The following is a 24993-nucleotide window of genomic DNA, read 5'->3' on the forward strand; positions in this document are numbered from 1 at the left end:
GTGCCGGGCCGGCGTCCGCGCGACGCCGGCCCGGGCCACGGCACCACCGACCACCCCCGACGGAAGAGCCCGCCATGACCAACGCCCCCGTGGTGACCGTCGCCGGCACCAGCGCGCCGGTGACGGACGCCCGCGGCCGCGCGCTGCCCGGGCTGAACCCGTTCAGCCTCGGCCTCCCCGCCCGGCCCGGCGCCGGCCCGCTCGCGCGGCGGCCCGTCCGCATCGCGCTCGGCCTGGTCGTCCCCGCGATCCTGCTCGTCACCTGGCAGGTCGTCACGACGTCCGGCCTGGTCGCGCCGTACCAGCTGCCGAGCCCGGCCTCGGTGTGGACGGCCGCGGTCGACCTCGCGGAGCGCGGCCTGCTCGGCCAGTACGTGGCGATCTCGACGCAGCGCGTCGTCCTCGGGTTCCTGATCGGCGCGGCGCTCGGCCTCGCGGTCGGGTCCGTCGTCGGCCTGTCCCGGCTGGCGGGCGCCCTGCTGGAGCCGGTGCTCGGCGCGATCCGCGCGGTGCCGTCGCTCGCGTGGGTGCCGCTGCTGATCCTGTGGATGAAGATCGGCGAGGAGTCCAAGCTGACCCTCATCGCGATCGGGGCGTTCTTCCCCGTCTACACGACCGTCGTCGCCGCGCTGCGGCACGTCGACGCGCACCTGGTCGAGGCCGGGCGCGCGTACGGGCTGCGCGGCGCGCGGCTGCTGGGCGCGGTGCAGCTGCCCGCGGCCGTCCCCTCCGTGGTGGCGGGCCTGCGGCTCGCCCTCGCGCAGTCCTGGCTGTTCCTGGTGGCCGCCGAGCTCATCGCGTCGTCGATGGGCCTCGGCTTCCTCCTCATGGACTCCGGCAACAACGGCCGCGTCGACCGGATGATCCTCGCGATCGTCCTGCTGGCGCTGCTGGGCAAGCTGACCGACGCGCTGATCGGCCTGGCCGAGAAGTCGCTGCTGAGAAGGTGGGCATGACGAGCACGACGAGCGCGACCATCGCCGCGCTGCAGACCGAGACCCGCGCGTACCCGGCCCCGGCCGGCGACTGGAACGTGGGACCGGAGGAGGCGGCCCGGCTGCGGGCCCGCGCCGACGCCGACCACGTGGGCTTCTGGGAGGACGCCGCGCGCCGCCTCGAGTGGGCCGAGCCGTGGCACACCGCGCACACCTGGTCCCCCGCGGTCGAGGGCCCGGAGGGCGACCTCACCGTGCCCGAGGCGCAGTGGTTCGTCGGCGGCAGGCTGAACGCCGCGGTGAACTGCGTCGACCGGCACGTGGCCGCCGGCCGCGGCGACAAGGTCGCGATCCACGCCGAGGGCGAGCGCGGCGACCGCCGGTCGATCACGTACGCCGACCTGCAGCGCGAGGTGTCCCGGGCGGCGAACGCGCTGACCGACCTCGGCATCGGCCCCGGCGACCGGGTGGTCGTCTACCTGCCGGTGATCGCCGAGACGATCGTCGTCACGCTGGCCATCGCGCGGATCGGCGCGGTGCACTCGCTGGTGTTCGGCGGGTTCTCCGCCGAGGCCGTGCGGTTCCGGGTGCAGGACACCGGCGCGAAGCTGCTCGTCACGTCCGACGGCCAGTTCCGCCGCGGGCAGGCCGTCGAGGTGAAGTCCGCCGCCGACGCCGCGGTCGAGGGCCTGGACCACGTCGAGCACGTGCTGGTCGTCCGCCGCACCGGGCAGGACGTCGCCTGGACGGACGGTCGCGACGTCTGGTGGCACGACGTCGTGGACACCGCCTCGGACGAGCACGAGGCGCAGGCCTTCGACGCCGAGCACCCGCTGTTCATCATCTACACGTCCGGCACCACCGGGAAGCCGAAGGGCCTGGTGCACACCACCGGCGGCTACCTGACGCACGCGTCGTGGACGCACTGGGCGGTGTTCGACGCCAAGCCGGACGACGTGCACTGGTGCACCGCGGACCTGGCCTGGGTCACCGCGCACACCTACGAGATCTACGGGCCGCTCAGCAACGGGCTGACCCAGGTGATCTACGAGGGCACGCCGGACACCCCGCACCGCGAGCGCCACCTGGAGGTCATCGAGCGGTACGGGGTCACCGTCTACTACACGGCGCCGACCCTGATCCGCACGTTCATGACCTGGTTCCCCGAGGGCCTGCCCGACGGGTACGACCTGTCGACGGTCCGGCTGCTCGGCACGGTCGGCGAGGCCATCAACCCCGAGGCGTGGGTGTGGTTCCGCGAGCAGTTCGGCGCCGGCCGCGCGCCCGTGGTCGACACCTGGTGGCAGTCCGAGACGGGCGCGGCGGTCATCGCCCCGCTGCCCGGCGTCACGACGCTCAAGCCCGGCTCGGCCACCCGCGCACTGCCCGGGTTCTCGGCGAAGGTCGTCGACGACGCGGGCGCCGAGGTGCCGCGCGGGTCCGGCGGCTACCTGGTGCTCGACCGCACCTGGCCGGGCATGGCCCGGACCGTCTGGGGCGACCCGGCGCGGTTCCGCGACTCCTACTGGCGGCCGTTCGCCGCGCACGGCTACTTCCTGGCCGGCGACGGCGCGTCCTGGGACGCCGACGGCGACGTGTGGCTGCTCGGCCGGGTCGACGACGTCGTGAACGTGGCGGGGCACCGGCTGTCGACGATCGAGATCGAGTCGGCGCTCGTGGCGCACCCGGCGGTCGGCGAGGCCGGCGTCGCGGGCGTCACGGACGCGGTGGGCGGTCAGGCCGTCGCCGCGTTCGTCGTGCCCGCGGTCCCGCCCGGCCCCGTCGACGACCTCCGGGCGTGGCGCGCGGCCGCCGCGGCGCTGCGTGAGGACCTGCGCGCGCAGGTGCAGCGCGAGATCGGCCCGGTCGCCAAGCCGAAGCACGTGGTGCTCGTCCCGGAGGTCCCCAAGACCCGGTCCGGCAAGATCATGCGGCGGCTGCTGGCCGAGCTGCACGACGGCCGGCCGCTGGGCGACGTCACCTCCCTGCAGAACCCCTGGGCCGTGGACCAGGTCGCCGCGCTGCTGCGCGACGGCGCTAGCCTCGCCCCGATCCCCGAGGCCGAGGAGGCCACCGCCCGATGAGCTCCGAGCACCGCTTCGGCTTCCGCACCCGCGCCCTGCACGCCGGGGCGATCCCCGACGCCGCGACCGGCGCCCGTGCCGTGCCGATCTACCAGACGACGTCGTTCGTGTTCACCGACACCACCGACGCCGCGAACCTGTTCGCGCTGCAGAAGTACGGCAACATCTACTCCCGGCTCGGCAACCCGACGGTCGCCGCGTTCGAGGAGCGGATCGCGTCGCTCGAGGGCGGCATCGGCGCCGTCGCCACCGCGTCCGGCATGGCGGCGGAGTTCATCACGTTCGCCGCGCTGGTCGGGGCCGGGGACCACATCGTCGCCTCCGCGCAGCTGTACGGCGGCACCGTGACCCAGCTCGACGTGACCCTGCGCCGGTTCGGCGTCGAGACCACGTTCGTCGCGGGCACCGACCCGGCCGACTACGCCGCGGCGATCCGCCCCGAGACGAAGGCCGTCTACACCGAGGTCGTCGCCAACCCGTCGGGCGAGGTCGCCGACCTGGCGGGGCTGGCCGAGGTCGCGCACGCCGCGGGCGTCCCGCTGGTCGTCGACGCCACGCTCTCGACCCCGTACCTGGTGCGGCCGATCGAGCACGGCGCCGACATCGTCATCCACTCGGCCACCAAGTTCCTCGGCGGGCACGGCACCACGCTGGGCGGCGTGGTCGTCGAGTCGGGCCGGTTCAACTGGGGCAACGGCAAGTTCCCGCAGATGACGGAGCCCGTGCCGTCGTACAACGACGTGAAGTGGTGGGAGAACTTCGGCGAGTACGGGTTCCTCACCAAGCTCCGCTCCGAGCAGCTGCGGGACATCGGCCCGTCGTTGTCCGCGCAGTCGGCGTTCCAGCTGCTGCAGGGCGTGGAGACGCTCCCCCAGCGGCTCGACGCGCACCTCGCCAACGCCCGGGCCGTCGCCGAGTGGCTGGAGGCGGACCCGCGGGTCACGTCGGTGCAGTGGGCCGGGCTGCCGTCGCACCCGCACCACGAGCGCGCGCGGCGCTACCTGCCGCTCGGCCCCGGGTCGGTGTTCGCGTTCCGGCTCGCCGCCACCGCGGACCGCGACGGCCGCGAGGTCGGGCGCCGGTTCATCGAGAACCTGCAGCTCGCGAGCCACCTGGCCAACGTCGGCGACGCGCGCACGCTCGTCATCCACCCCGCGTCGACCACGCACCAGCAGCTGTCCGCGGAGCAGCTCGCCACGGCGGGCGTGCCGGAGGACCTGGTGCGGATCAGCGTCGGGCTCGAGGACCCCGAGGACATCCTCTGGGACCTGGACCAGGCGCTCGCCGCGGCGACGGCGCCCCTCGAGGCGTCGGACGGCGGGACCGACGGGGCCGCTGACGCAGCCGCCCGGCCCGCCGTCCCGGCCGCCACCGCGGTCGGCGCCGCGGTCACCGGCGTCGGCGGCATCGCCGGCGGCGCGTCCTGCTCTGTCCCGGAGGCGAACTGATGACCACGACCCCCGAGCGCACGTGGCAGGGCCCGAGCGCCCCCGACCGCCTGGCGCTGCTCCGCCGCACCCGGTCGATCGCGATCGTCGGCGCGTCCAACAACCCGGCGCGCGCGTCGTACTTCGTCACGACGTACCTGCTGTCCAGCACGCCGTACGACGTCTACCTGGTGAACCCCCGCGAGACGTCGATCCTCGGGCAGCCGGTGTACCCGTCGCTCGACGCGCTGCCGGTCGTCCCGGACCTGGTGGACGTGTTCCGCCGGCACGACGACCTGCCCACGGTGCTCGACGAGACGCTCGCGGTCGGCGCGAAGGCCCTGTGGCTGCAGCTCGGCTCGTGGCACGAGGAGGTCGCGGCGCGCGGCGAGGCCGCCGGCCTGACGGTCGTGATGGACCGCTGCGTCAAGATCGAGCACGCCCGCTTCCACGGCGGCCTCCACCTCGCGGGCTTCGACACGGGCGTGATCAGCAGCAAGCGCGCCCTCGCGTAGAACCCCTCCGCCGAGATGGCAACTCTCGGCTGTGCGCGGGCGGCCCGCCGCAGCCGAGAGTTGCCATCTCGGCGTCGTGCCGGCGTGAGGTGGGCGCGGGCGGGCGGCGGCGCGGCGCGTCAGCGCGGCGTCAGCGCGCGTCGGCGAGGAGGGCCTGCTCGCCCACCGCGGCGTCGGCCGGGCGGCCCGTGGCCAGGGGCAGGATGATCGTGTCGATGAGGCGCTCGGCGAACTCGGCGTCCATCGGCCGGTGCGCCACCACCTTGCGGTAGTGCACCATCGCCGGAGCGACCGCCGCGACCATGTCGAGGTCGACGCCCGGCGCGGTCTCCCCGCGCAGCCGCGCGCGCTCGAGGACCTCGCGCGCGAGCCGGACCCGGCCAGCCACGAACTGCTCGTGGAACACCGCGCGCACCTCGGGCTCCTCGCGGACCGCCGTGAGCAGGCCGGTCATCAGGTCGTCGCTCTTCATCCGGGTCGCCCGCACGAAGATGCTCAGCAGATCGTCGCGGATCGACCCGGTGTCGGGGACCTCGTCGATCGTCATCTGCTTCGCGCACAGCAGGCAGTCGACCGTGAGCTGCACCTTGGAGGGCCACCGGCGGTAGACGGTCGACTTGCCCGCCCCGGCGCGCTCGGCGACCGCGTCCATGGTCATGCCGTCGTAGCCGCGCTCGATCAGCAGCTCGCGGGCCGCGGCGAGGATGACCTCGTCCTTGGACTCGTCACGCCGTCGGCCGGGTCGGCGGGCGGCGGCGGTCCCGCCCGCGGGCGCGCCCACGACCGCGACGTCCTCGCGCGCGGCCATCCGGGCTCCTCTCGACGTCGCCATCATGCCCGCCCCGCGCCGCGGAAACAAATCGAGACTCGGGGGTTTCGAAACTGCCCGGTCCTGGTTTACGGTCGTGCCATCCCCCCACACCGTCGTCCTGACCGGAGCACCCGTATGTCCTCGTCCTCCGCACCCACGCCGCCCCCCGGGCGCCGCTGGCTCGTCCTCGCCACCGTCGCGCTGGCGCAGCTGATGGTCGTCCTCGACGCCACCATCGTGAACATCGCCATGCCCTCCGCCCAGGCGGAGCTCGGCTTCAGCGACAACGACCGGCAGTGGATCGTCACCGCCTACGCCCTCGCGTTCGGCAGCCTGCTGCTGCTCGGCGGCCGGCTGTCCGACATGTTCGGCCGTCGGCGCATGTTCCTCATCGGCCTGGTCGGCTTCGCCGTGTCCTCGGCCCTCGGCGGCGCCGCCGGCACGTTCGAGCTGCTGGTCGCGGCCCGCGCCCTGCAGGGTGTCTTCGGCGCCGTGCTCGCCCCCGCGGCGCTGTCCGTGCTGACCACCACGTTCACCGTGCCGAAGGAGCGCGCCCGCGCGTTCGGCATCTTCGGCGCCATCGCCGGCATGGGCGGCGCCATCGGCCTGCTGCTCGGCGGCTACCTCACCGAGAACTTCAACTGGCGCTGGAACCTCTACGTCAACGTCGTGATCGCGGCGGTCGCCCTGGTCGCGGGCGCCGTCCTGCTCCCCCGCGCCGGCGGGGCGGCCGGGCACCGGCTCGACGTCCCGGGCGTCCTGCAGGGCTCCGCGGGGCTGTTCGCCCTCGTGTTCGGCTTCTCGCAGGCCGAGCCGCAGGGCTGGGACTCGCCGCTGACCTGGGGCCCCCTCGCCGCGAGCGTCGTGCTGCTCGTCGCGTTCGTCATCCGGCAGCGCACCGCCGCCAACGCGGTGCTGCCGCTGGACGTCGTGCTGGACCGGGACCGCGGCGCCTCGTTCCTCGCGATCCTGGTCGCGGGGTCGGGCATGTTCGGCGTGTTCCTGTTCCTCACGTACTACCTGCAGTCGACGCTCGGGTACACGCCGATGCGGACCGGCGTCGCGTTCCTGCCGATGGTGCTGTCGATCATCGTCACCGCGCAGATCCAGTCGAACCTGCTCATCCCCCGGTTCGGGCCCAAGGTGCTCGTGCCGATCGGCATGCTGCTCGCCGCGACCGCCATGCTGACCTTCACCCGCCTCGAGGTGGACAGCACCTACGCCGCGCACGTGCTGCCCGGGCTGATCCTCATGGGCATGGGGATGGCGTCGATCATGCCCGCGTCGTTCCAGCTGGCCACGCTCGGCGTCGCCCCGCGGCTCGCCGGCGCCGCGTCGGCCCTGGTGTCGACGAGCCAGCAGGTCGGCGGCGCGATCGGCACGGCGCTGCTGAACACGCTCGCCGCGACCGCCGCGACCGCGTACCTCGCGGACCACGCCCCGGTGACCCCCGAGGTGGCGGCCCAGGCCGCGCTGCACAGCTTCGACACCGCCTACGCGTGGTCGGCGGCGATCTTCGCCGGCGGCGCCGTCATGGCGGCCCTGGTGTTCCGCACCCGCTCCGACCGGGCGGCCCGCGCGGCGGCGGCCCCGGCGGCCGCCGGCGCGCAGGCGGAGGCCCCGGCCAACCCGGCCGCGGTCCCCGCGCACTGAGCCCGGCCCGTCCGCTCGCCCGACCCGCCCGGCCCGCCCCGCTCCGCCCGACCCGGCCCGCCCCCCGCTCGCCGAGATAGGACCTGCGCGCCGAGGTAGGACCCCCGACGGTCCTACCTCGGGCGGGAGGTCCTATCTCGGCGCCACGGGTCGGCGGGCGGGCGGCCGCCCGGACAGAGGCCGGGAGGGCGGCGAGGCGGACGGCGCGGCGCGGCGCGGGGCGGTCAGTCGTCCGGGAACCAGATCGCGCGGCGGAGCGCCACGCGGGTGCCGTCCGCCGACAGCGGCGTGCCCTCCGCGCGCAGGTGCTCCAGCGCCGCCCGCGCGTGGTGCGCGGGCGGGGCCCCGGAGGCGTTCACCACCCGCCACCACGGCACCCCCGAACCGCCGCGGGACATGATCTGCCCGACCTGCCGGGGGCCGCCGCGCGCCGCCAGCCCCTCGGCGACGAACCGGTCGGCCACCACCTCGGCGATCGTCCCGTAGGTCATCGCCCGGCCGGCCGGGATGGCGTCGACGACGTCGAGCACCGCCTCCAGGTACGCCTCGTCCACTCAGCCCCTCCGCACCAGCACGAGCGCCCGGTCGTCGCCCTCGCCCGCGCCGATCTGCACCAGCACGTCGTCCGCCCCGCCCCGCCCCGTGGCCAGCACGCCCTCGGCGGCCCCGCGGAGCCGGTCGATCCCCAGGTCCAGGTCGCCGCCGGGCGTCTCGACCAGGCCGTCCGTGTACAGCAGCAGCGTGTCGCCGGGGTCGATCCGGCCCCGCACCGCGGGGAACGCCGCGCCCGCGAGGACCCCGAGCGCGGGCCCGCCCCGGACCTCGACCAGCTCGACCGCCCCGGAGCCGGCGTGCAGGTGCACCGGCGGCGGGTGACCCGCGGACGCCACGGTGTACTCGCCGGTCGCGAGGACCAGGCTCACGTGCACCGCCGTCGCGAAGCCCTCCTCCCAGTCCTGCCCGAGCAGGTAGGCGTTCGCCGCCGGCAGGAACGACGGGGCGGGCAGCTGCCCGATCAGCCCGGCGAGCGCGCCGGAGAGCTGCAGCGAGCGCACCCCGGCGCCCTGGCCCTTGCCGGACACGTCGACCAGGGCGATCTCCAGCACCGTGCCCTGCTCGCGCAGCGCCGTGACCAGGAAGTCGCCCGAGAACGCCTCGCGGTGCGCCGAGTGCAGCGCGGTCTGGACGCGCCAGCCCTCGGGCAGCGTCGGCACGACGCCGTGGGCGGCGAGCCGGTCCCGCAGGTCGACGAGCATCAGCTCCCCCGGCGCCCCCTGGAGGCCGAGCCGCTCCCGGTGCGCCGCGAATGCCAGCAGCGCCCCGATCGCGATGCCCTGCAGGACGAACGTGCCGGGCGTGAACTCCCCCAGGCCCGCGAGCGGGATCGCGACGAACTGCACCACGATCGCCGCGCACAGCACGACCATGCCGCGCATCCGGAGCAGGAACGCGCCGAGCAGCTCGATGAGGATGAACGTCGACGGCGGCACCCAGGGCCGGGCCCACACGATGCCCGCGGACGCCAGGAGCGTGAGCCCGACGAGCAGCGTGGTCAGCGCCCGCTGCGAGCCGACGCCGTACCGCCCCAGGCACGCCCGGACCCGGTCCAGCGCGCTCGCGGCACGGCGCCGGCGCGCGGGCGGGAGCCCGCGCGGCACCGGCGGCGGGGTCGGCCGGCGCAGGGTCGTCACGCGGCGAGAGTACCCAGCACGCTGAGGGCGCGACCAGGTGCCGCGACGGGAGGGTCGGTGGGGGAAAACGCGTGACCCGCCGCGACGGCGACCAGCAGGATGGCGACCATGAGCGCCGCCACCACCACCGGGTACCGCCTGTTCGAGATCACCGCCGACCGCGTCGAGGACTACCGGGCCGTCGACGGCATGGCCTTCGCCGAGCCGGCCCGCGACCCGGGGCTCGACGCCGAGGTGCCGTTCGCGGTCCCCCTGGACCGGGCGGTCGCGGTCGAGACCGAGGACGGCGAGATCGTCGCCGTGCACGGGTCCTACGCGTTCGCGCTGCCCACCCCCGGCGGGTCGGTGCCGTGCGCCGGGCTCACCTGGGTCGGCGTGCGGCCGGACCACCGCCGCCGCGGTCTGCTGTCCACGATGATGCGGGCGCACCTCGACCGGTCGCTGGCCCGCGGCGAGCACGTGTCGGCGCTGTTCGCCGCCGAGCCCGGGATCTACGGCCGGTTCGGCTACGGCTCCGCCTCGGACCACCTCCGCCTGACGATGCCGCGGGGCGCCGCGCTGCGGGACGTCCCCGGGTCCGCCGACCTCACCGTCCGGTTCGCGACGCTCGACCCGACCGCGCACGAGGGCGTGGTCGAGGACGTGTACGCCGCCGCGGGGCGGGGTCGGCCGGGCTGGATCCGCCGCGGGTCGGACGCCCTGCGCCGGATCGCCGTGGCGGACCCGGCGGCGTGGCGCAGCGGCGGCGAGCAGGCGCGGCTCCTCACCGTGCACGCCCCCGACGGCAGCCCCCGCGCCTTCGCGATCCTGCGCCGCACGCAGACCTGGGGCGACGGCGGCGCGGAGTACCCCGTGCAGGTGCGGCTGTCCGCAGCGGTCGACGCCGCGGCGGCGCACCGGCTGTGGTCGGTGCTGCTCGACCTGGACCTGACGGCGAAGGTCACCACCGGGATGCTGCCGGTCGACGACCCGCTGCTCGCCCTGCTGGTCGACACCCGGCGCCCGGTCCCCCGGGTCAGCGACAACCTGTGGGTGCGGCTGCTCGACGTGCCCGCCGCGCTGGCGGGCCGCCGGTACGCGGCGCCGCTCGACGTGGTGCTCCGGGTCCGGGACGGCCTGCTGCCCGCCAACGACGGCGCGTGGCGGCTGGTCACGGGCGAGGCCGGGGCGGACGGCACCCACGGCGCGCGCGTCGAGCCGGCCGGTGCGGTCGCGCCGGACCTGGAGCTCGACGTGCGCGAGCTCGGCGCCGCCTACCTGGGCGGTCGCAGCCTCGCGGCCCTGGCGGCGGCCGGCCAGGTCACGGCCGCGCGCCCGGACGCGCTGCACCGCGCGGCGACCGCCTTCGGCTGGCCGGTCGCCCCGGTGTGCCCCTGGGTCTTCTGAGCGTCGCCTCGCCGAGTCTCCACTTCTCGCCTGCGCCCCGGTCGTCGGGGACAGGCACGCGGTGGAGACTCGGCGGGCGCGTCAGGCGCGCGCGGCGCGGGCGAGGAGCGCGTCAGGCGCGCGCGGCGCGGGCGAGGAGCGCGTCAGGCGCGCGCGGCCTCGTACGCCGCGAGCTGGTCGATCCGGCGCTGGTGGCGCGGGTCCTGGGAGAACGGCTCGTTCACGAAGACGTCGACCAGCTCCAGCGCCTCGTCGACCGAGTGCTGCCGGGCGCCGATCGCGACGACGTTCGCGTCGTTGTGCTGCCGGCCCAGCCGCGCGGTGTCGGTGTTCCACGCCAGGGCGGCGCGCACGCCGGCGACCTTGTTCGCGGCGATCTGCTCGCCGTTGCCGGACCCGCCGATGACGACGCCCAGGCTGCCCGGGTCGGCCACGACGGCCTCCCCCGCGGCGAAGCACACGGCCGGGTAGTCGTCCTGCGGGTCGTACTCGGCGGCGCCGTGGTCGACGACGTCGTGCCCCGCGGCGCGCAGGTGCTCGACCAGCGCGACCTTCAGCTCGAACCCGGCGTGGTCAGCGGCGACATGGATACGCATGGGGCCATCCTGCCGCACGCCCGGCCGCGGCGTCGCGACCGTCCGCGTCCCGGCCGCCGCCACCCGGGGCAGCGCTCCGTCACCCCCGCGACCTAGGCTGGCTCCCGGTGCGCGGCCGCGCGCCTGCCCGACCGGAAGGGACCCCCCTCGACCATGACCCGCAGCGGCATCGACACCTCGGCCCTCGACCCGGCCGTCCGGCCCCAGGACGACCTGTACGCGCACGTCAACGGCCGGTGGGTGGCCGAGCACGTGATCCCCGCCGACCGGGCGATGGACGGCTCGTTCCGCGCGCTGCACGACCAGGCCGAGGAGCAGGTCCGGGACATCATCGTCGAGGCGGGCGAGGCCGCGGAGGCCACCGGGGTGCAGGCCCAGATCGGCGCGCTCTACGCGTCGTTCATGGACACCGACGCCGTCGAGGCCTCCGGCACCGAGCCACTGCGACCCGACCTGTCGGCGATCGCCGCCGCGACCACCCGCCAGGACCTCACGGACGTCCTCGGCACCCTGCAGCGCACCGGCGCCGCCGCCGGCACCGGGTTCTGGGTGGACAACGACGCCAAGGACCCCGAGCGGTACGTCGTCTACCTGTACCAGTCGGGCCTCGGCCTGCCCGACGAGTCGTACTACCGCGACGAGCAGTACGCGTCGGTGCTCGCGGCCTACCGCCCGCACGTCGCGCGGATGCTGCGCCTGGGCGGCTGGTCCGCGGACGAGGCGGCCGCGGACGAGGCAGCGGGCCGGGTCGTCGCGCTCGAGACGATGATCGCCGCGGGCCACTGGGACGTCGTCAAGGACCGCGACGCCGACCTCACCTACAACCCGACGACGCTCGCCGCCCTCGCGACGACGGCGCCGGGCTTCGACTGGGAGGCGTGGTCCCGCGCGCTCGGCGCCCCGCAGGGCTCGCTCGACGAGCTGGTGGTCCGCGAGCCGTCGTTCGCGACCGCGTTCGCCGGCCTCTGGGCGTCGGAGCCCGTCGAGGACTGGCAGGCCTGGCTGGCGTACCACGCGATCAGCGCGCGGGCCCCGTACCTGTCCTCCGAGCTGGTCGAGGCGAACTTCGACTTCCACGGCCGCACGCTGACCGGCGCCCAGGAGCTGCGGGACCGGTGGAAGCGCGGCGTCTCGCTCGTGCAGGGCGTCCTCGGCGAGGCCGTCGGCGAGGTCTACGTCGCCCGGCACTTCCCGCCGGCGCACAAGGAGCGGATGGAGGTGCTCGTCGGTCACCTGGTCGAGGCGTACCGCGAGTCCATCACCGCGCTCGACTGGATGGGCGAGGACACCAGGGCCAAGGCCCTCGCCAAGCTCGACGCGTTCACCCCGAAGATCGGCTACCCGGTCAAGTGGCGCGACTACTCGGGCCTCGACCTGCGCGCCGACGACCTGGTGGGCAACGTCCGCCGCGCGTCCGCGTTCGAGCAGGACTACGAGCTGCACAAGATCGGCAGGCCGATCGACCGCGACGAGTGGTTCATGACCCCGCAGACGGTCAACGCCTACTACAACCCCGGCATGAACGAGATCGTGTTCCCCGCCGCGATCCTGCAGCCGCCGTTCTTCGACGCCGACGCGGACGACGCCGTGAACTACGGCGGCATCGGCGCGGTCATCGGGCACGAGATCGGCCACGGCTTCGACGACCAGGGCTCGAAGTACGACGGCCAGGGCCGGCTCGAGGACTGGTGGACCGAGCAGGACCGCGCGGAGTTCGAGAAGCGCACGTCGGCGCTCATCGAGCAGTACAACGCGTTCTCGCCCGCCCAGCTGAACGGGTCGCACCACGTGAACGGCGCGCTCACCATCGGCGAGAACATCGGCGACCTGGGCGGCCTGTCCATCGCGCTGAAGGCCTACCGCATCGCGCTCGGCCGGCCGCTGGACGAGGCGCCCGAGGTCGACGGCCTCACCGGCGTCCAGCGGGTGCTGCTCGGCTGGGCGCAGGTCTGGCGGGCCAAGGGCCGCGACGAGGAGATCATCCGCCGGCTCGCGGTCGACCCGCACTCCCCGGACGAGGTCCGCTGCAACGCGGTGGTGCGGAACGTGGACGAGTTCTACACGGCGTTCGACGTGCAGCCCGGCGACGGGCTGTACCTCGCGCCCGAGGAGCGCGTGCGCATCTGGTGACGGACGACCGCGGCGCCCGTCCCCGGCCGGGGGGCGGGCGCCGCGGCGCGTCGTCAGGCCTGCGCGAGCGGGCCGCCCGTCACGGCAGCGTCGTCAGCGCCGCCGTCGCCACCCGGAACCCGGCCCCGGTCTCGTCCACCACGCAGGACATGCCGTTCGACCCGCTGGTGCAGGTGTACGGCCCGACCGTCTGCGTCTGCCCGTACTCCAGCACCGGGGTGTCCGCCGAGGCGGGCGCGGGCGCCGGCCCCTCGACGCAGGGCGTCGTGACGCCGTCGGACTCGTTGAGCACCACGGTGTGCCCGGTGGTGCCGGTGCAGCCCTCGGACGCGGGCACCGAGTACTGGATGTTCGCGATCGTGCAGGTCACGCCGTCGGGCGACATGGTGCACGCGATGTTGCCGGTCGGGGACGCGAACGACGTCGCGACGTCGCTGGTCGCGCCGGACGTGGCGCCGTCGGTCGCGGCGCCGGACGCGGCCTGCGAGGCGGGCGCCGACGGGTCCGCGGTCGTCCCGCCGTCGGATCCGCCGCCGAGCACGACGATCGCCGCGACGACCAGGCCGAGGACCAGCACGACGTCCACGGCGAGGAAGATCTTCACGCCGCGGCTCAGGTTCGCGAGGGCTGCCATCTGCTACCTCCGGGGGTGGGGCGGGGGCGGCGCGCACCCGGGGGGCGGGCGCGCGGCCGGCGCTCAGTCGAAGACGGGGCCCTTGGTGCGGGTGCGCTTGAGCTCGTAGAACCCGGGCACGCCGGTGATCAGGACGAAGCCGTCCCAGAAGCGGCCGGCCTCCTCACCCTTCGGGGCCGGCGTCATCACGGGGCCGAAGAAGGCGGTGCCGTTGACGGCGACGACCGGGGTGCCGACCTCGTCGCCGACCAGCGCGATCGCCTCGGCGTGCGAGGCCCGCAGCTGCTCGTCGAACTCGTCGGTGTCGCCGTACGCGACGAGCGACTGCGGCAGCCCGACCTCGTCCAGGGACTCCCGGATGATCGCCCAGGTGTCCGAGCGGCCGCCCGGGTGCCGGCGCGTGCCCAGCGCGTCGTACAGCGGCTTGAGGTGCTCGGCGCCGTACAGCTCCTTGGCGGCGGTCAGCACGCGCACGGCCGCCCAGGAGTCGTCCATCAGCGCGCGGTACTCGTCGGGGAGGTCGCGGCCCTCGTTGAGCACGGACAGGCTCATCACGTGCCAGCGGACGTCGACGTCGCGGACCCGCTGCACCTCGGTCATCCAGCGCGACGTCATCCACGCCCAGGGGCACGCGGGGTCGAACCAGAAGTCGGCGGTGTCGCGGTCGGGCGCGGTCGTCTCGGTCACTGGGAGGGCTCCTCGGGCTGTCGACGTCGGGTGCGTGCGCGCGGACGCGGGCGCCGTCCGGTCGACCGCGCCGCCCGCCATCATGCCCCGGAACCGGGGGGCCGTGTCACGCGGGGGCGGGAGCCCGGCGGACGCACGCACCCGCCGGGTGGTGGAATGATGCGGCGACGCCTCAGCGAGGCTGTCCCCCGCAGACCTGCGACCGACGTTCCACGAGGAGACCCCGCGTGCCCGCAGAGAACCTGACCCGCGACGAGGCCCGGACCCGGGCCGCCCTGGTCGACGTCCAGTCCTACGACGTGGCGCTCGACCTGACGACGGGGCCGGTGACGTTCACCTCGACGACGACCGTCCGGTTCACCGCCCGGGAGGCCGGCGCCGGCACGTTCCTCGACCTCGTCGCGCCGACCGTGCACCGCGTGGTGCTGAACGGGACCGAGCTCGACCCGGCCGAGGTCGTCGCCGACTCGCGCATCCGCCTCGACGGCCTCGCCGAGCAGAACGAGGTCGTCGTCGTCGCCGACGCGGCCTACATGAACACCGGCGAGGGCCTGCACCGGTTCGTCGACCCGGTCGACGACGAGGTGTACCTGTACTCCCAGTTCGAGGTGGCCGACTCCCGGCGCGTGTTCGCCGTGTTCGAGCAGCCCGACCTCAAGGCCACCTTCGCGTTCACGGTGACCGCGCCCGCGCACTGGGTGGTCGTGTCGAACTCCCCCGCCGTCGGCGACCCCGTCCCCGTCGAGGGCGGCAGCAACCGCAACGGCGGCCGCGACGAGGGCACCGCGACCTGGACGTTCGAGCCGACGCCGCGGGTGTCCTCGTACATCACCGCGGTGGTCGCGGGCCCGTACCACCACGAGCACGGCGAGCTCACGTCGCGCGACGGCCGCACCATCCCGCTCGGCGTCTACTGCCGCGGCTCGCTCGCGCAGCACCTGGACACGGACAACATCCTCGACATCACGCGGGCCGGCTTCGCGTTCTACGAGGAGCAGTTCGACTTCCCGTACCCGTTCGCCAAGTACGACCAGCTGTTCGTGCCGGAGTTCAACGCGGGCGCGATGGAGAACGCCGGCGCGGTCACGTTCCTCGAGTCCTACGTGTTCCGGTCCAAGGTGCCGGAGGCCACGGTCGAGCGCCGCGCGGTGACGATCCTGCACGAGCTCGCCCACATGTGGTTCGGCGACCTGGTCACCATGCGCTGGTGGGACGACCTGTGGCTGAACGAGTCGTTCGCCGAGTACGCCTCCACGCTGGCGACGGCCGAGGCGACCCGCTGGACCACCGCCTGGACCACGTTCTCCTCGCTGGAGAAGGGCTGGGCCTACCGCCAGGACCAGCTGCCGTCGACGCACCCGATCGCCGCGGACATCCGCGACCTGGAGGACGTCGAGGTCAACTTCGACGGCATCACCTACGCCAAGGGCGCGAGCGTGCTCAAGCAGCTCGTCGCGTGGGTCGGCCAGGAGCAGTTCTTCGCGGGCGTCCGGCAGTACTTCGCGAAGCACGCCTGGGGCAACACCGAGCTGCGCGACCTGCTCACCGAGCTCGAGGCCACCTCCGGCCGCGATCTGTCGGCGTGGTCGGCGCTGTGGCTGGAGCAGTCCGGCGTGACGCTGCTGCGCCCGGAGATCACCTCCGAGGTCGGCGAGGACGGCGTCGAGCGGATCACCGCGCTGGCCGTGCGCCAGGAGGTGCCCGCCACCCACCCAGTGCAGCGCCCGCACCGCCTCGTGGTCGGCGGCTACGACGTCGTCGCGGACGCCTCCGGCGAGACCCGCCTGGAGCGCGTCGTGCGCGTCGAGCTGGACGTCGACGGCGAGCGCACCGAGGTGCCCGAGCTCGTCGGCACGAAGCGGCCCGACCTGCTGCTGCTCAACGACGAGGACCTGGCCTACGCCAAGGTCCGGCTGGACGAGCGCTCGCTCGCCACCGCGATCGCGCACCTCGGCCACTTCACCGAGTCGCTCCCGCGCACGCTGGTCTGGGCGGCGGTCTGGGACGCGACCCGCGACGGCGAGACCCCCGCGCGCGACTACGTCGACCTGCTGCTCGGCAGCATCGCGCACGAGACGGACTCCTCGGTCGTCCTGGTGCTGCTCCGCCAGCTGCACACCGCGCTCGACCTGTACGTGGCGGCCGAGCACCGGTCGGCCACCGAGGTCGCCGCCGCGGACACGCTGTGGACGCTCGCGACCGACGCCGAGGGCGGCAGCGACACCCAGCTGCAGCTCGTCAAGGCGTTCGCGGCCCGCGCCTCGACCCCCGAGCAGCTCGACGCCGTCGCGGCGCTGCTGGACGGCGGCACCCGGCTGGACGGCCTGTCGATCGACACCGACCTGCGCTGGGAGCTGCTGACCTCGCTGGTCGCCGGCGACCGCGCGGGCGAGGCGGAGATCGACGCGCAGCTCGCGGCGGACCCGACCGCGACCGGCCAGCGCGCCGCGGCGGCGGCCCGCGCGGCGCTGCCGACCGCCGACGCCAAGGCCGCCGCCTGGGCCGCGGTCGTCGACTCCGACGCGCTGCCGAACGCCCTGCAGGCCGCGACCATCGGCGGGTTCGGCCGCGTGCACGACCGCACGCTGCTCCGCCCGTTCGTGGCGCCGTACTTCGACGGGCTCGAGCGCGTGTGGTCGGAGAAGACCAACGAGATGGCGCAGAACATCGTGACCGGCCTGTACCCGACCGAGCTGGCGGACGACGCCGGCGACGGCGCGGTCGACGTGGCCGGGGCGACCGACGCGTGGCTGGCCGCGCACCCGGACGCGGCCCCGGCGCTGCGCCGGCTGGTGGTCGAGGCCCGCGACGGCGTGCGCCGGCTGCTCGCGGCCCAGGCGGCCGACCGCCACTACCACGAGGCCTGACCCGCACCCCGGCCCGGCACGACGCGCCCGGCGCCCGACCCTCGCTCGCGGGGGCCGGGCACCGGGCGCGTCGCCGTCCCGGGCGACGCCGGCGTCAGCGTCGAGATCGGTCGTCCTGCCGCGACCCAGGGGGTCGATCGCCGAGATAGGGCCCCCGCGGCGAGATAGGACCGTCCTCGGCCCTATCTCGCCGCAGCGGTCCTATCTCGGCGAACGCCCGGCGGGCGCGGCGGGCGCGGCGGGCGCGGCGGGCGCGGCGCGCTCGGCGGGTGCCGGCGCCGCCTGCGGGAGGGCCGCCAGCCAGCGGCGCGCCGCGCGCGGGGTGCGCAGGCGCACCACCGGGACCGTCCCCGTCGCCGCGAGGCGCCGGTAGCGCTCCCGGTAGGCGGCGTGCTCCGTCCACGACCAGAGCACGATGTTCTCCTCCGGGTCGGTGCGCACCAGCGACGCCAGCGACTCGGTGTTGCCGTGGTAGATCGGCCGGCGCAGCACCGCCCGCGCGAGCGTCCGGCGGACGACCCGCGCCATGACCAGCGGCCGCGGGTAGTCGAGCCACACGACGGCGTCCACGTCGTCGGCCAGCCCCTGCCGGACGTCGTTCCAGTTGCCGTCGACCACCCACCCGCCGGGTGCCCCGTCGAGGAACTCCCGCAGGATCCCGCGCGCGACCTCGGGGTCCTTCTTCACCCAGCCCGGCCCCCAGAACACCTCGTCGAGCTCGCGGTGCGGGACGCCGAGGCGCCGCGCGAGCGCGCGGGCGAACGTCGTCTTGCCCGCGCCGGAGTTGCCGACGACGCGCACGCGCCGCGGGGGCCAGGTCGTCATCGGGGCAGCCTAACGACGCGCCCGACGACGCCCCGGCGCCCCCTGCCGTCCCCGCGGCCCGACCACCCGCGCGGCGTCAGCCCTCGGCGAGCACCGACGCGAGCGACCGCAGCCGCGCGTTGGTGAACAGGTCGTCCAGCAGGACCAGCCGCCCGGCGCCGTCCGCCAGCGGCACGCGCCAGTTCGGGTACTCCTGGTCGGTCCCGGGCTGGTTCTGCGCGCGGCGCTCCCCCACGGCGTCGGCCAGCGAGACCCCGACCAGCACGCTCGGCGTGCGGAGCACGTACCGGTGCAGCGCCTCCACGACCTCCCGCTCGGTGGGGTCGTCGCCGAGCAGGCCGCGCTCGCGCAGCACCGCCAGCATCGCCTCGCGCTCGGCCCGGGCGGCCCGCCGCACCTGCTCGACCGGCTCGGTCAGCAGCCCCAGCCGCTCGCGCAGGGCGACGTGCTCCTCGGCGAGGTAGCCGGCCGTCGGCGGCAGGTCGTGCGTCGTCACCGAGGACAGCGCGAGCCGGCGGTAGTCCTCGGGCGGCAGCGGGCGGCCCTCGCCGTCCTTCTCGAACCACAGGATGGAGGTGCCCAGCACGCCGCGGTCCAGCAGGTACTCGCGCACCCACGGCTCGACGTTCCCGAGGTCCTCGCCGATGACGACCGCACCCGCGCGGTGCGCCTCGAGCGCGAGGATGCCGATCATCGCGTCGTGGTCGTACCGGACGTAGGTGGCCTCGGCGGGGCTGTTGCCCTGCGGGATCCACCACAGCCGGAACAGCCCGATGATGTGGTCGATCCGGACGGCGCCCGCGTGCCGCAGCACGGTGCGCAGCATGTCCCGGTACGGCCGGTACGCGACCCGCTCGAGCTCGGCGGGGTGCCACGGCGGCTGCGACCAGTCCTGGCCCTGCTGGTTGTACATGTCCGGCGGCGCCCCGACCGACGCGCCGCGCGCCAGCACCGACCCGAGCGCCCACGCGTCCGAGCCGTCCGGGTGCACGCCGACGGCGAGGTCGTGCATGACGCCGATCGACATGCCGGCCTCGTGGGCGGTGCGCTGGGCGGTGGCGAGCTGCTCGTCGCACAGCCACTGGAGCCAGCAGTAGAACTGCACGCGCTCGGCGAGCTCGGTGCGGGCGCGCAGGGCGCCGGGCGCGGCGGGGTCGCGCAGGTCGGCGGGCCACGGCGGCGGGCCGTGCCGCTCGGCCAGGGCGCACCACAGCGCGAAGTCCTCCAGCCCCCGCCCCTCGCGTCGGCGGAAGTCGTCGAACGCCGACTGCCGGGCGGCGGACCGCGGCGCGGCGAACACCACCTCCAGCGCGGCCTTCTTGGCGGCCCAGACCACGTCCCGGTCGATGGGCCCGTCGTCGGTGTCGAGGGCCAGCGCCTGCTCGGCCGACCACTCGACGAGCGCCCGGTCGGCGGACGACAGGTACGCCGTCTCGGGGACGTCCTCGACGCGCAGGTACAGCGGGTTCACGAACCGGCGCGTGGTGGGCAGGTACGGCGACGGCGTCAGCGGCGGCACCGGCTCGGCGGCGTGCAGCGGGTTGATGAGCAGGAACTGCGCACCCGCCTCGTGCCCCGAGAGCCACGCCAGGTCGGCCAGGTCCCGCAGGTCGCCCGCGCCCCAGGACGCCCGCGAGCGCACCGAGTACAGCTGCACCATCAGGCCCCAGGCGCGCTTCTCGTCGAGCGCGGCCGGCAGCGCCAGCCGGTCGGGCGTCACGGCCAGCGGGCTCGCCGCCTCCCCGGACGGGCCGGACGTGCGCAGCAGGTGCCAGCCGAGCGGCAGCCCGGCCGGCACGGTGAACGTCGCGCGCCCGACCTGCCGGCCGTCGACCGTGCGCGGCTCCACCAGGACGTCGGCCTGCTCCAGCTCGACCCGCTCGGTCACCGCGCCCGCGGCGCGCCGGCCGCGCCCCTCGGCGCCGTCGACCTCGACCCACGCCCGCACCTGGTCGCCGTGCGTGACGTGCACCGGGACCTGCACGGCGTCGGACTGCCGGACCACGACGACCGGCGGCAGCACCCGGCGCCACGGGGCGTCCTCGGCGTGCCGCAGCGCGACCTCGACCCGCTCGGGCGTCGAGGCGTCCACGCCGAGCGCCCCCAGCACGGCGACCAGGGTGGCGGGGGCGACGTCGCGCATCCCGCCGTTGAACTCCTGGAACTCGGTGGCGACGCCGTGCGCCCGCGCCAGGTCCAGCAGGGACGGGGAGGGTGTGTGCTCGGCCACACGCCGATCCTGCCAGAGGGGCGCGGGTCACGCCGGGCAGCCGCGCTGGTGGGTGCGGGTGCGGGACCCGCGCCGCCGCGGCACCGGGCCCCCGCGGCCGGGGCCGTAGGGTGGCGCGCATGACCGCCGAGCCCGCCGCCACCGAGCCCGCCGACGTCGCCGCCGCCGCGACGCCGACCGCGACCGGCTACCCCGCCGCCCGCCGCCTCGACCTGGTCGAGGACCTGCACGGCCGCGCCGTCGCCGACCCGTACCGCTGGCTGGAGGACCCCGAGGACCCGGAGACGGAGGCCTGGTCCACCGCGCAGGACGACCTGTACTCCGCGTACCGCGCGCGGGTCACGGCCGGCGACCTCGCGGACGGCCCGCTCGCGACCGGCCCGCTGACCGAGCGCCTGCGCGCGCTGCTCGGCGCCGGCTTCGTGGGCGTGCCCGCCTGGCGCGGCGACCGCCGGTTCTTCTCCCGGCGCACCGGCGACCAGGAGCACGCGGTGGTCGTCGTGGCGGAGCCGGACCCCGCGTCCCCGGGCGGCGAGCGCGAGCGGGTGCTCGTCGACCCCGTGGCGCTCGACCCCGCGGGCACCACCACGCTCGACGCGTGGCAGCCGAGCAAGGAGGGCGACCTGCTGGCGTACCAGGTGTCGCACGGCGGCACCGAGGAGAGCGTGCTGCACGTGCTCGACGTCGCGACCGGCGCGCTCGTGGAGGGCCCGGTCGACCGCGCCCGGTACTCCCCCGTCGCGTGGGAGCCGGGCGGCCGGTCGTTCTTCTACGTGCGGCGCCTGGCGCCCGACCTGCTGCCCGAGGGCGAGAAGCAGTACCACCGCCGGGTGTGGCGGCACGTGGTCGGCACCGACGCGGCGCAGGACCTCGAGGTGTTCGGCGACGGCCTCGACATGACCAACTACTACGGCGTCTCGGTGTCCCGCGACGGCCGCTGGCTGATCGTCTCGGCGTCGGCCGGCACCGCACCGCGCACCGACGTGTGGATCGCCGACCTGGCCGCGACCGAGCCGGGCGCCGTCCCCGCCTTCCGCGAGGTCGCCGTCGGCGAGGACGCCGAGATCGGCGCCTGGGTCGGGCGCGACGGGCGGCTGTACCTGCACACCACGCTCGGCGCCGACCGCGGGCGGCTGGCCGTCGCCGACCCCGAGGAGCCCGGCGTCCCGCACTGGCGCACCCTGCTGCCCGAGGACCCCGAGGCGGTGCTGGAGGACGTCGCGTTCACCGACGGCGGCGGGGACGACACGACCCCGCGGCGGCTCGTCGCGGCCTGGCGCCGGCACGCGGTCAGCGAGATCACCGTGCACGATCCGGCGACCGGCGAGCGGCTGCCCGGCGACGCCGGCACCGTCGACCTGCCCGGGCTCGGCTCCACCGGCGGGCTGGTCACGCGCCCCGACGGCGGCCCGGACGTCTGGTTCTCGTACACCGACCACACGACGGTCGCCGAGGTGCACCGGTACGACGCGCAGACCGGGACGACCTCCCTGTGGGCGGCCCCGCCCGGGGTGGTCGCCGACCTGCCCGACGTGCGGGTGCAGCGCGTCGTCGCCACCAGCGCCGACGGCACCGAGGTGCGGGCGTTCGTCGTGGCGCGGGCCGACGCGCTGGACGCCGACGGCCGCCCGCTCGCCCCCGCACCGACGATCCTCTACGGCTACGGCGGCTTCCAGATCTCGCTCGACCCGGCGTACTCCGCCACCACGCTGGCCTGGGTCGAGGCCGGCGGCGTCTACGTCGTCGCCAACCTGCGCGGCGGCGGCGAGGAGGGCGAGGACTGGCACCGCGCCGGACGCCGCGGGCACAAGCAGCACGTCTTCGACGACTTCCACGCCGTGGCGCGGCTGCTGGTCGACGACGGCTGGACCACCACGGACCGGCTGGCGTGCTGGGGCGGGTCGAACGGCGGCCTGCTGGTCGGCGCCGCGCTGACCCAGCACCCGGAGACGTTCGCGGCGGTGGTCTGCTCGGCCCCGCTGCTCGACATGGTGCGGTACCAGCACTTCGGGCTCGGGACGACGTGGACCGACGAGTACGGCGACGCCGGCACCCCGCGGGAGCTGGACTGGCTGCTGTCCTACTCGCCGTACCACCGGGTGGTCGACGGCACCGCGTACCCGGCGACGCTGTTCACGATCTTCGACGGCGACACCCGGGTCGACCCGCTGCACGCGCGCAAGCTCGGGGCGGCGCTGCAGGCCGCGACCTCCGCCCCGCTCGACGACGCGCCGGTCCTGGTCCGCCGGGAGAAGGGCGTCGGGCACGGCGGCCGCGCGCTGTCCCGCACCGTGGCCCTGACCGTCGAGCAGCTGCAGTTCGTCGCGGACCGCACCGGCCTGGCCCGCCGCTGACGCCCGCCCGCGCGGGGACGCGGGGCCCGTGCGGCGCGGGAGCGTGTGCGGGTCCCGTGGGGGCCGCGTGCGGGCCGCGCGACCCCGCCGGGGTGGCCGCTAGCGTGGACCGGTGATCGCCGCGTCCCTCCCCTCCGTCCTGCCGGCCGCGTCCGACGACCCGGCCGCCGCCCTCGCCGACAACGCCGACGCCCTCGTCGACTGGCTGCTCGGCCCCGGCCTGCGCATCGCGCTGATCATCGTGATCGGCGCCGTCGCGCTGCTGATCGTCCGGCGCCTGATCAAGGTCGTCACCGAGCACATCGCCGACGGCACGTCGCTGCTGCAGCGCGGCATCGCCAAGCCGCTCGGCGGGACCGAGGTCGCCTCGGCCCTGCGCAAGGTCAACCCGATCGCGAACGCCCGGCGCACCCAGCGCGCCCGGACCATCGGCTCGGTGCTGCGCTCGACCGCCGGCATCGTCATCGGCACCGTCGTCGTGCTGTCCGTGCTCGACCAGGTCGGGGTGAACATCGCCCCGTTCATCGCCTCGGCCGGGATCGTCGGCGTCGCGCTCGGCTTCGGCGCGCAGAGCCTGGTGAAGGACTTCCTGTCCGGGATGTTCATGCTGCTGGAGGACCAGTACGGCGTCGGCGACGTGGTCGACGTCGGCCCCGCGCAGGGCACGGTCGAGTCGGTCGGGCTGCGCGTGACCAAGATCCGCGACGCCGACGGCACCCTCTGGTACGTCCCCAACGGCTCGATGCTCCGGGTCGGCAACAAGACCCAGGGCTGGGCCAACGCCGTGGTCGAGGTGAAGGTCGACTACTTCGCGGACCTCGACCGGGTCGGCGACGTGCTGGTCGGCGCCGCTGCGCGGCTGGCCGAGGACCCGGCACTCGGCCCGTCGATGGAGGGCTCCGCCACCGTGACGACCGCCGAGGACCTGTCGTTCGACGCGGTGACGGTCAAGCTCGTGCAGCGCACCGCCCCCGCGCGGCAGTGGGCGGTCGCCCGCGCCCTGCGCACCGCGGTCCGCGAGGCGCTGGAGGCCGCGGACATCCCGCTCGCCGGTCAGCGCGAGGCGCTGGAGGCGCACCGCGAGCGCGTGTCGGCGACGGACGACCCCGCGACGGACTGACGCGCCGCCGTCGACCCGGGCCGGGTCCGCCGGGTGGACGGCCGCCGCCGGACGCGCGACGGCCCCGGTCGCGCCGGTCCCCCTCGGGGTCGGTGCGGCCGGGGCCGTCGCCGTGCGGGACCTGCGTCAGCGCAGGCCGTCGAGCTCCGCGGCCAGGTTGTCGGCCTCGGGGCCGACGATGACCTGGACGATGCGCCCGGAGCGCACGACGCCGAACGCGCCGGTCGCCTTGAGGGCGTCCTCGTCGACGCGCTGCGGGTCGGTGACCTCGACCCGCAGGCGCGTGATGCAGGGCTCGAGGTCGACGACGTTGCCGCCGCCGCCCAGGGCCACCAGGATCTGCTCTGCCTTGCTCAATGGAACCCCCGTGGTGCTGTTCTGCGGAATGCCCCCGCGGCCACCCGCGCGGGCGGTCGCCTGGGCTCCAGCCTAGTCCGCGCGGTGGCCCGCGACCGGGTGCGACGCCCGGACCCCGCCCCGCGCGGTGCGAGACTGTCGCCATGACCGACCAGCCGCCGCCACCCGCGCCCCGCCCGGCCGGCCCGACCCTCCCGCTGAGCGCCGCGGCACCCGCGGCGTCCCCCGTCGCCCCGGCGCCCGAGGGCAGCGCCGAGGCCCGCCGCCGCGAGTCGTTCTACGAGGCCGTCGGCGGCCACGTGACGTTCACCCGGCTGGTCGACGCGTTCTACGACGGCGTCGCCGGCGACCCGGTGCTGAAGCCGATGTACCCCGAGGAGGACCTCGGCCCCGCGAAGCGCCGGCTGACGATGTTCCTCGAGCAGTACTGGGGCGGGCCGACCGCCTACTCCGAGGAGCGCGGCCACCCCCGGCTGCGGATGCGGCACATGCCGTTCACCGTCGACCCCGACGCGCGCGACCGGTGGCTGCGGCACATGCGCGCGGCGGTCGACACCCTCGGGCTGGCTCCGCTGCACGAGGCGACGCTGTGGGACTACCTGGAGCGGGCCGCGCACTCGCTGGTCAACTCCGCGGGACGCTGACCCGGCTCGACGGGAGCACCGAGTCGGCACCGACGGCGCACCGGCCG

The 24993-nt window shown here is 75.5% G+C and carries 20 protein-coding genes; 11 read left to right on the top strand and 9 right to left on the bottom strand.

Annotation, left to right across the window (positions count from 1 at the left end):
- Positions 1-74: 74 nt before the first annotated feature.
- Genes FS882_RS14195 through FS882_RS14210 form a run of 4 tightly spaced genes read left to right on the top strand, consistent with a single transcriptional unit; the run spans position 75 to position 4961 of the window.
- Positions 75-956 carry an ABC transporter permease gene (locus FS882_RS14195; protein WP_158373797.1) on the top strand — a complete coding sequence of 294 codons (882 nt, stop codon included), beginning with the start codon at positions 75-77 and terminating at the stop codon, positions 954-956.
- Positions 953-3019 (top strand): acetate--CoA ligase, encoded by a 2067-nt coding sequence (gene acs / locus FS882_RS14200; protein WP_158373799.1) that lies wholly within the window; start codon positions 953-955, stop codon positions 3017-3019. Before FS882_RS14195 ends, acs begins: the two co-directional genes overlap by 4 nt.
- Positions 3016-4467: an O-acetylhomoserine aminocarboxypropyltransferase/cysteine synthase family protein gene (locus FS882_RS14205; protein WP_158373801.1), complete on the top strand. Its 1452-nt coding sequence runs from the start codon at positions 3016-3018 to the stop codon at positions 4465-4467. Before acs ends, FS882_RS14205 begins: the two co-directional genes overlap by 4 nt.
- The gene (locus FS882_RS14210) at positions 4467-4961 is read left to right on the top strand and encodes a CoA-binding protein (protein WP_158373803.1); all 495 of its coding nucleotides are present in this window, start codon (positions 4467-4469) and stop codon (positions 4959-4961) included. Before FS882_RS14205 ends, FS882_RS14210 begins: the two co-directional genes overlap by 1 nt.
- 130 nt (positions 4962-5091) lie before the next feature.
- Here the strand turns inward: FS882_RS14210 and FS882_RS14215 are convergent, their stop codons facing one another.
- Positions 5092-5769, bottom strand: coding sequence for a TetR/AcrR family transcriptional regulator (locus FS882_RS14215; protein WP_187365308.1), 678 nt, complete (start codon positions 5767-5769; stop codon positions 5092-5094).
- Between the two features lie 138 nt (positions 5770-5907).
- Here FS882_RS14215 and FS882_RS14220 point away from each other — a divergent pair, with 138 nt between their 5' ends.
- Entirely contained in the window at positions 5908-7425 is a 1518-nt protein-coding gene (locus tag FS882_RS14220) for an MFS transporter (protein WP_158373807.1), read from the top strand.
- 224 nt (positions 7426-7649) lie between these two features.
- On the opposite strand, the gene FS882_RS14225 is transcribed toward FS882_RS14220, so the two are convergent.
- Both FS882_RS14225 and FS882_RS14230 read right to left on the bottom strand, forming a co-directional pair.
- Positions 7650-7979, bottom strand: a complete 330-nt coding sequence (locus tag FS882_RS14225) for an MGMT family protein (protein ID WP_158373809.1) — start codon at positions 7977-7979, stop codon at positions 7650-7652.
- Positions 7980-9116 carry a PP2C family protein-serine/threonine phosphatase gene (locus tag FS882_RS14230; protein ID WP_239199754.1) on the bottom strand — a complete coding sequence of 379 codons (1137 nt, stop codon included), beginning with the start codon at positions 9114-9116 and terminating at the stop codon, positions 7980-7982.
- A gap of 108 nt (positions 9117-9224) precedes the next feature.
- Between FS882_RS14230 and FS882_RS14235 the strand changes: the two genes are divergently transcribed.
- Positions 9225-10502 (top strand): GNAT family N-acetyltransferase, encoded by a 1278-nt coding sequence (locus tag FS882_RS14235; protein ID WP_262348305.1) that lies wholly within the window; start codon positions 9225-9227, stop codon positions 10500-10502.
- Positions 10503-10645: 143 nt separating this feature from the next.
- Here FS882_RS14235 and FS882_RS14240 read toward each other — a convergent pair whose 3' ends face one another.
- Entirely contained in the window at positions 10646-11098 is a 453-nt protein-coding gene (locus FS882_RS14240) for a ribose-5-phosphate isomerase (RefSeq protein WP_158373813.1), read from the bottom strand.
- Positions 11099-11251: 153 nt separating this feature from the next.
- Between FS882_RS14240 and FS882_RS14245 the strand changes: the two genes are divergently transcribed.
- Positions 11252-13228, top strand: a complete 1977-nt coding sequence (locus tag FS882_RS14245; RefSeq protein ID WP_158373815.1) for a M13 family metallopeptidase — start codon at positions 11252-11254, stop codon at positions 13226-13228.
- Between the two features lie 79 nt (positions 13229-13307).
- On the opposite strand, the gene FS882_RS14250 is transcribed toward FS882_RS14245, so the two are convergent.
- Together FS882_RS14250 and FS882_RS14255 are read right to left on the bottom strand one after the other, a co-directional pair.
- Positions 13308-13862, bottom strand: coding sequence for a hypothetical protein (locus FS882_RS14250; RefSeq protein WP_158373817.1), 555 nt, complete (start codon positions 13860-13862; stop codon positions 13308-13310).
- Positions 13863-13925: 63 nt separating this feature from the next.
- Positions 13926-14549: a DsbA family protein gene (locus FS882_RS14255; protein ID WP_262348306.1), complete on the bottom strand. Its 624-nt coding sequence runs from the start codon at positions 14547-14549 to the stop codon at positions 13926-13928.
- 227 nt (positions 14550-14776) lie between these two features.
- Here FS882_RS14255 and pepN point away from each other — a divergent pair, with 227 nt between their 5' ends.
- The gene (gene pepN / locus FS882_RS14260; RefSeq protein ID WP_158373820.1) at positions 14777-17416 is read left to right on the top strand and encodes an aminopeptidase N; all 2640 of its coding nucleotides are present in this window, start codon (positions 14777-14779) and stop codon (positions 17414-17416) included.
- Between the two features lie 201 nt (positions 17417-17617).
- Here the strand turns inward: pepN and FS882_RS14265 are convergent, their stop codons facing one another.
- Together FS882_RS14265 and malQ are read right to left on the bottom strand one after the other, a co-directional pair.
- On the bottom strand, positions 17618-18241 hold the full coding sequence (locus tag FS882_RS14265) for a toxin (protein WP_158373822.1): 624 nt from the start codon (positions 18239-18241) through the stop codon (positions 17618-17620).
- A gap of 76 nt (positions 18242-18317) precedes the next feature.
- Positions 18318-20471, bottom strand: coding sequence for a 4-alpha-glucanotransferase (gene malQ, locus FS882_RS14270; protein WP_262348307.1), 2154 nt, complete (start codon positions 20469-20471; stop codon positions 18318-18320).
- A gap of 119 nt (positions 20472-20590) precedes the next feature.
- Between malQ and FS882_RS14275 the strand changes: the two genes are divergently transcribed.
- A complete protein-coding gene (locus FS882_RS14275) occupies positions 20591-22825 on the top strand; it encodes a prolyl oligopeptidase family serine peptidase (RefSeq protein ID WP_158373824.1) in 2235 nt (744 codons plus the stop codon).
- A 112-nt stretch (positions 22826-22937) separates the two neighbouring features.
- Positions 22938-23945 (top strand): mechanosensitive ion channel family protein, encoded by a 1008-nt coding sequence (locus FS882_RS14280; RefSeq protein ID WP_239197884.1) that lies wholly within the window; start codon positions 22938-22940, stop codon positions 23943-23945.
- A 126-nt stretch (positions 23946-24071) separates the two neighbouring features.
- Here the strand turns inward: FS882_RS14280 and FS882_RS14285 are convergent, their stop codons facing one another.
- A complete protein-coding gene (locus FS882_RS14285) occupies positions 24072-24302 on the bottom strand; it encodes a glucose PTS transporter subunit EIIB (RefSeq protein WP_158373826.1) in 231 nt (76 codons plus the stop codon).
- Between the two features lie 197 nt (positions 24303-24499).
- On the opposite strand from FS882_RS14285, the gene FS882_RS14290 reads away from it, so the two are divergent.
- Entirely contained in the window at positions 24500-24946 is a 447-nt protein-coding gene (locus tag FS882_RS14290; protein ID WP_410053287.1) for a globin, read from the top strand.
- Positions 24947-24993 lie beyond the last annotated feature (47 nt).

This window comes from Cellulosimicrobium cellulans, assembly GCF_007679345.1.
Lineage (GTDB): Bacteria > Actinomycetota > Actinomycetes > Actinomycetales > Cellulomonadaceae > Cellulomonas > Cellulomonas cellulans_A.

What these genes read in the sequence shown, in the direction of transcription:
- FS882_RS14195 (WP_158373797.1), top strand. Translation starts at nt 75, where the DNA reads ATGACCAACGCCCCCGTGGTGACCGTCGCCGGCACCAGCGCGCCGGTG.
- acs (WP_158373799.1), top strand. Translation starts at nt 953, where the DNA reads ATGACGAGCACGACGAGCGCGACCATCGCCGCGCTGCAGACCGAGACC.
- FS882_RS14205 (WP_158373801.1), top strand. Translation starts at nt 3,016, where the DNA reads ATGAGCTCCGAGCACCGCTTCGGCTTCCGCACCCGCGCCCTGCACGCC.
- FS882_RS14210 (WP_158373803.1), top strand. Translation starts at nt 4,467, where the DNA reads ATGACCACGACCCCCGAGCGCACGTGGCAGGGCCCGAGCGCCCCCGAC.
- FS882_RS14215 (WP_187365308.1), bottom strand. Translation starts at nt 5,769, where the DNA reads ATGGCCGCGCGCGAGGACGTCGCGGTCGTGGGCGCGCCCGCGGGCGGG.
- FS882_RS14220 (WP_158373807.1), top strand. Translation starts at nt 5,908, where the DNA reads ATGTCCTCGTCCTCCGCACCCACGCCGCCCCCCGGGCGCCGCTGGCTC.
- FS882_RS14235 (WP_262348305.1), top strand. Translation starts at nt 9,225, where the DNA reads ATGAGCGCCGCCACCACCACCGGGTACCGCCTGTTCGAGATCACCGCC.
- FS882_RS14240 (WP_158373813.1), bottom strand. Translation starts at nt 11,098, where the DNA reads ATGCGTATCCATGTCGCCGCTGACCACGCCGGGTTCGAGCTGAAGGTC.
- FS882_RS14245 (WP_158373815.1), top strand. Translation starts at nt 11,252, where the DNA reads ATGACCCGCAGCGGCATCGACACCTCGGCCCTCGACCCGGCCGTCCGG.
- FS882_RS14250 (WP_158373817.1), bottom strand. Translation starts at nt 13,862, where the DNA reads ATGGCAGCCCTCGCGAACCTGAGCCGCGGCGTGAAGATCTTCCTCGCC.
- FS882_RS14265 (WP_158373822.1), bottom strand. Translation starts at nt 18,241, where the DNA reads ATGACGACCTGGCCCCCGCGGCGCGTGCGCGTCGTCGGCAACTCCGGC.
- FS882_RS14275 (WP_158373824.1), top strand. Translation starts at nt 20,591, where the DNA reads ATGACCGCCGAGCCCGCCGCCACCGAGCCCGCCGACGTCGCCGCCGCC.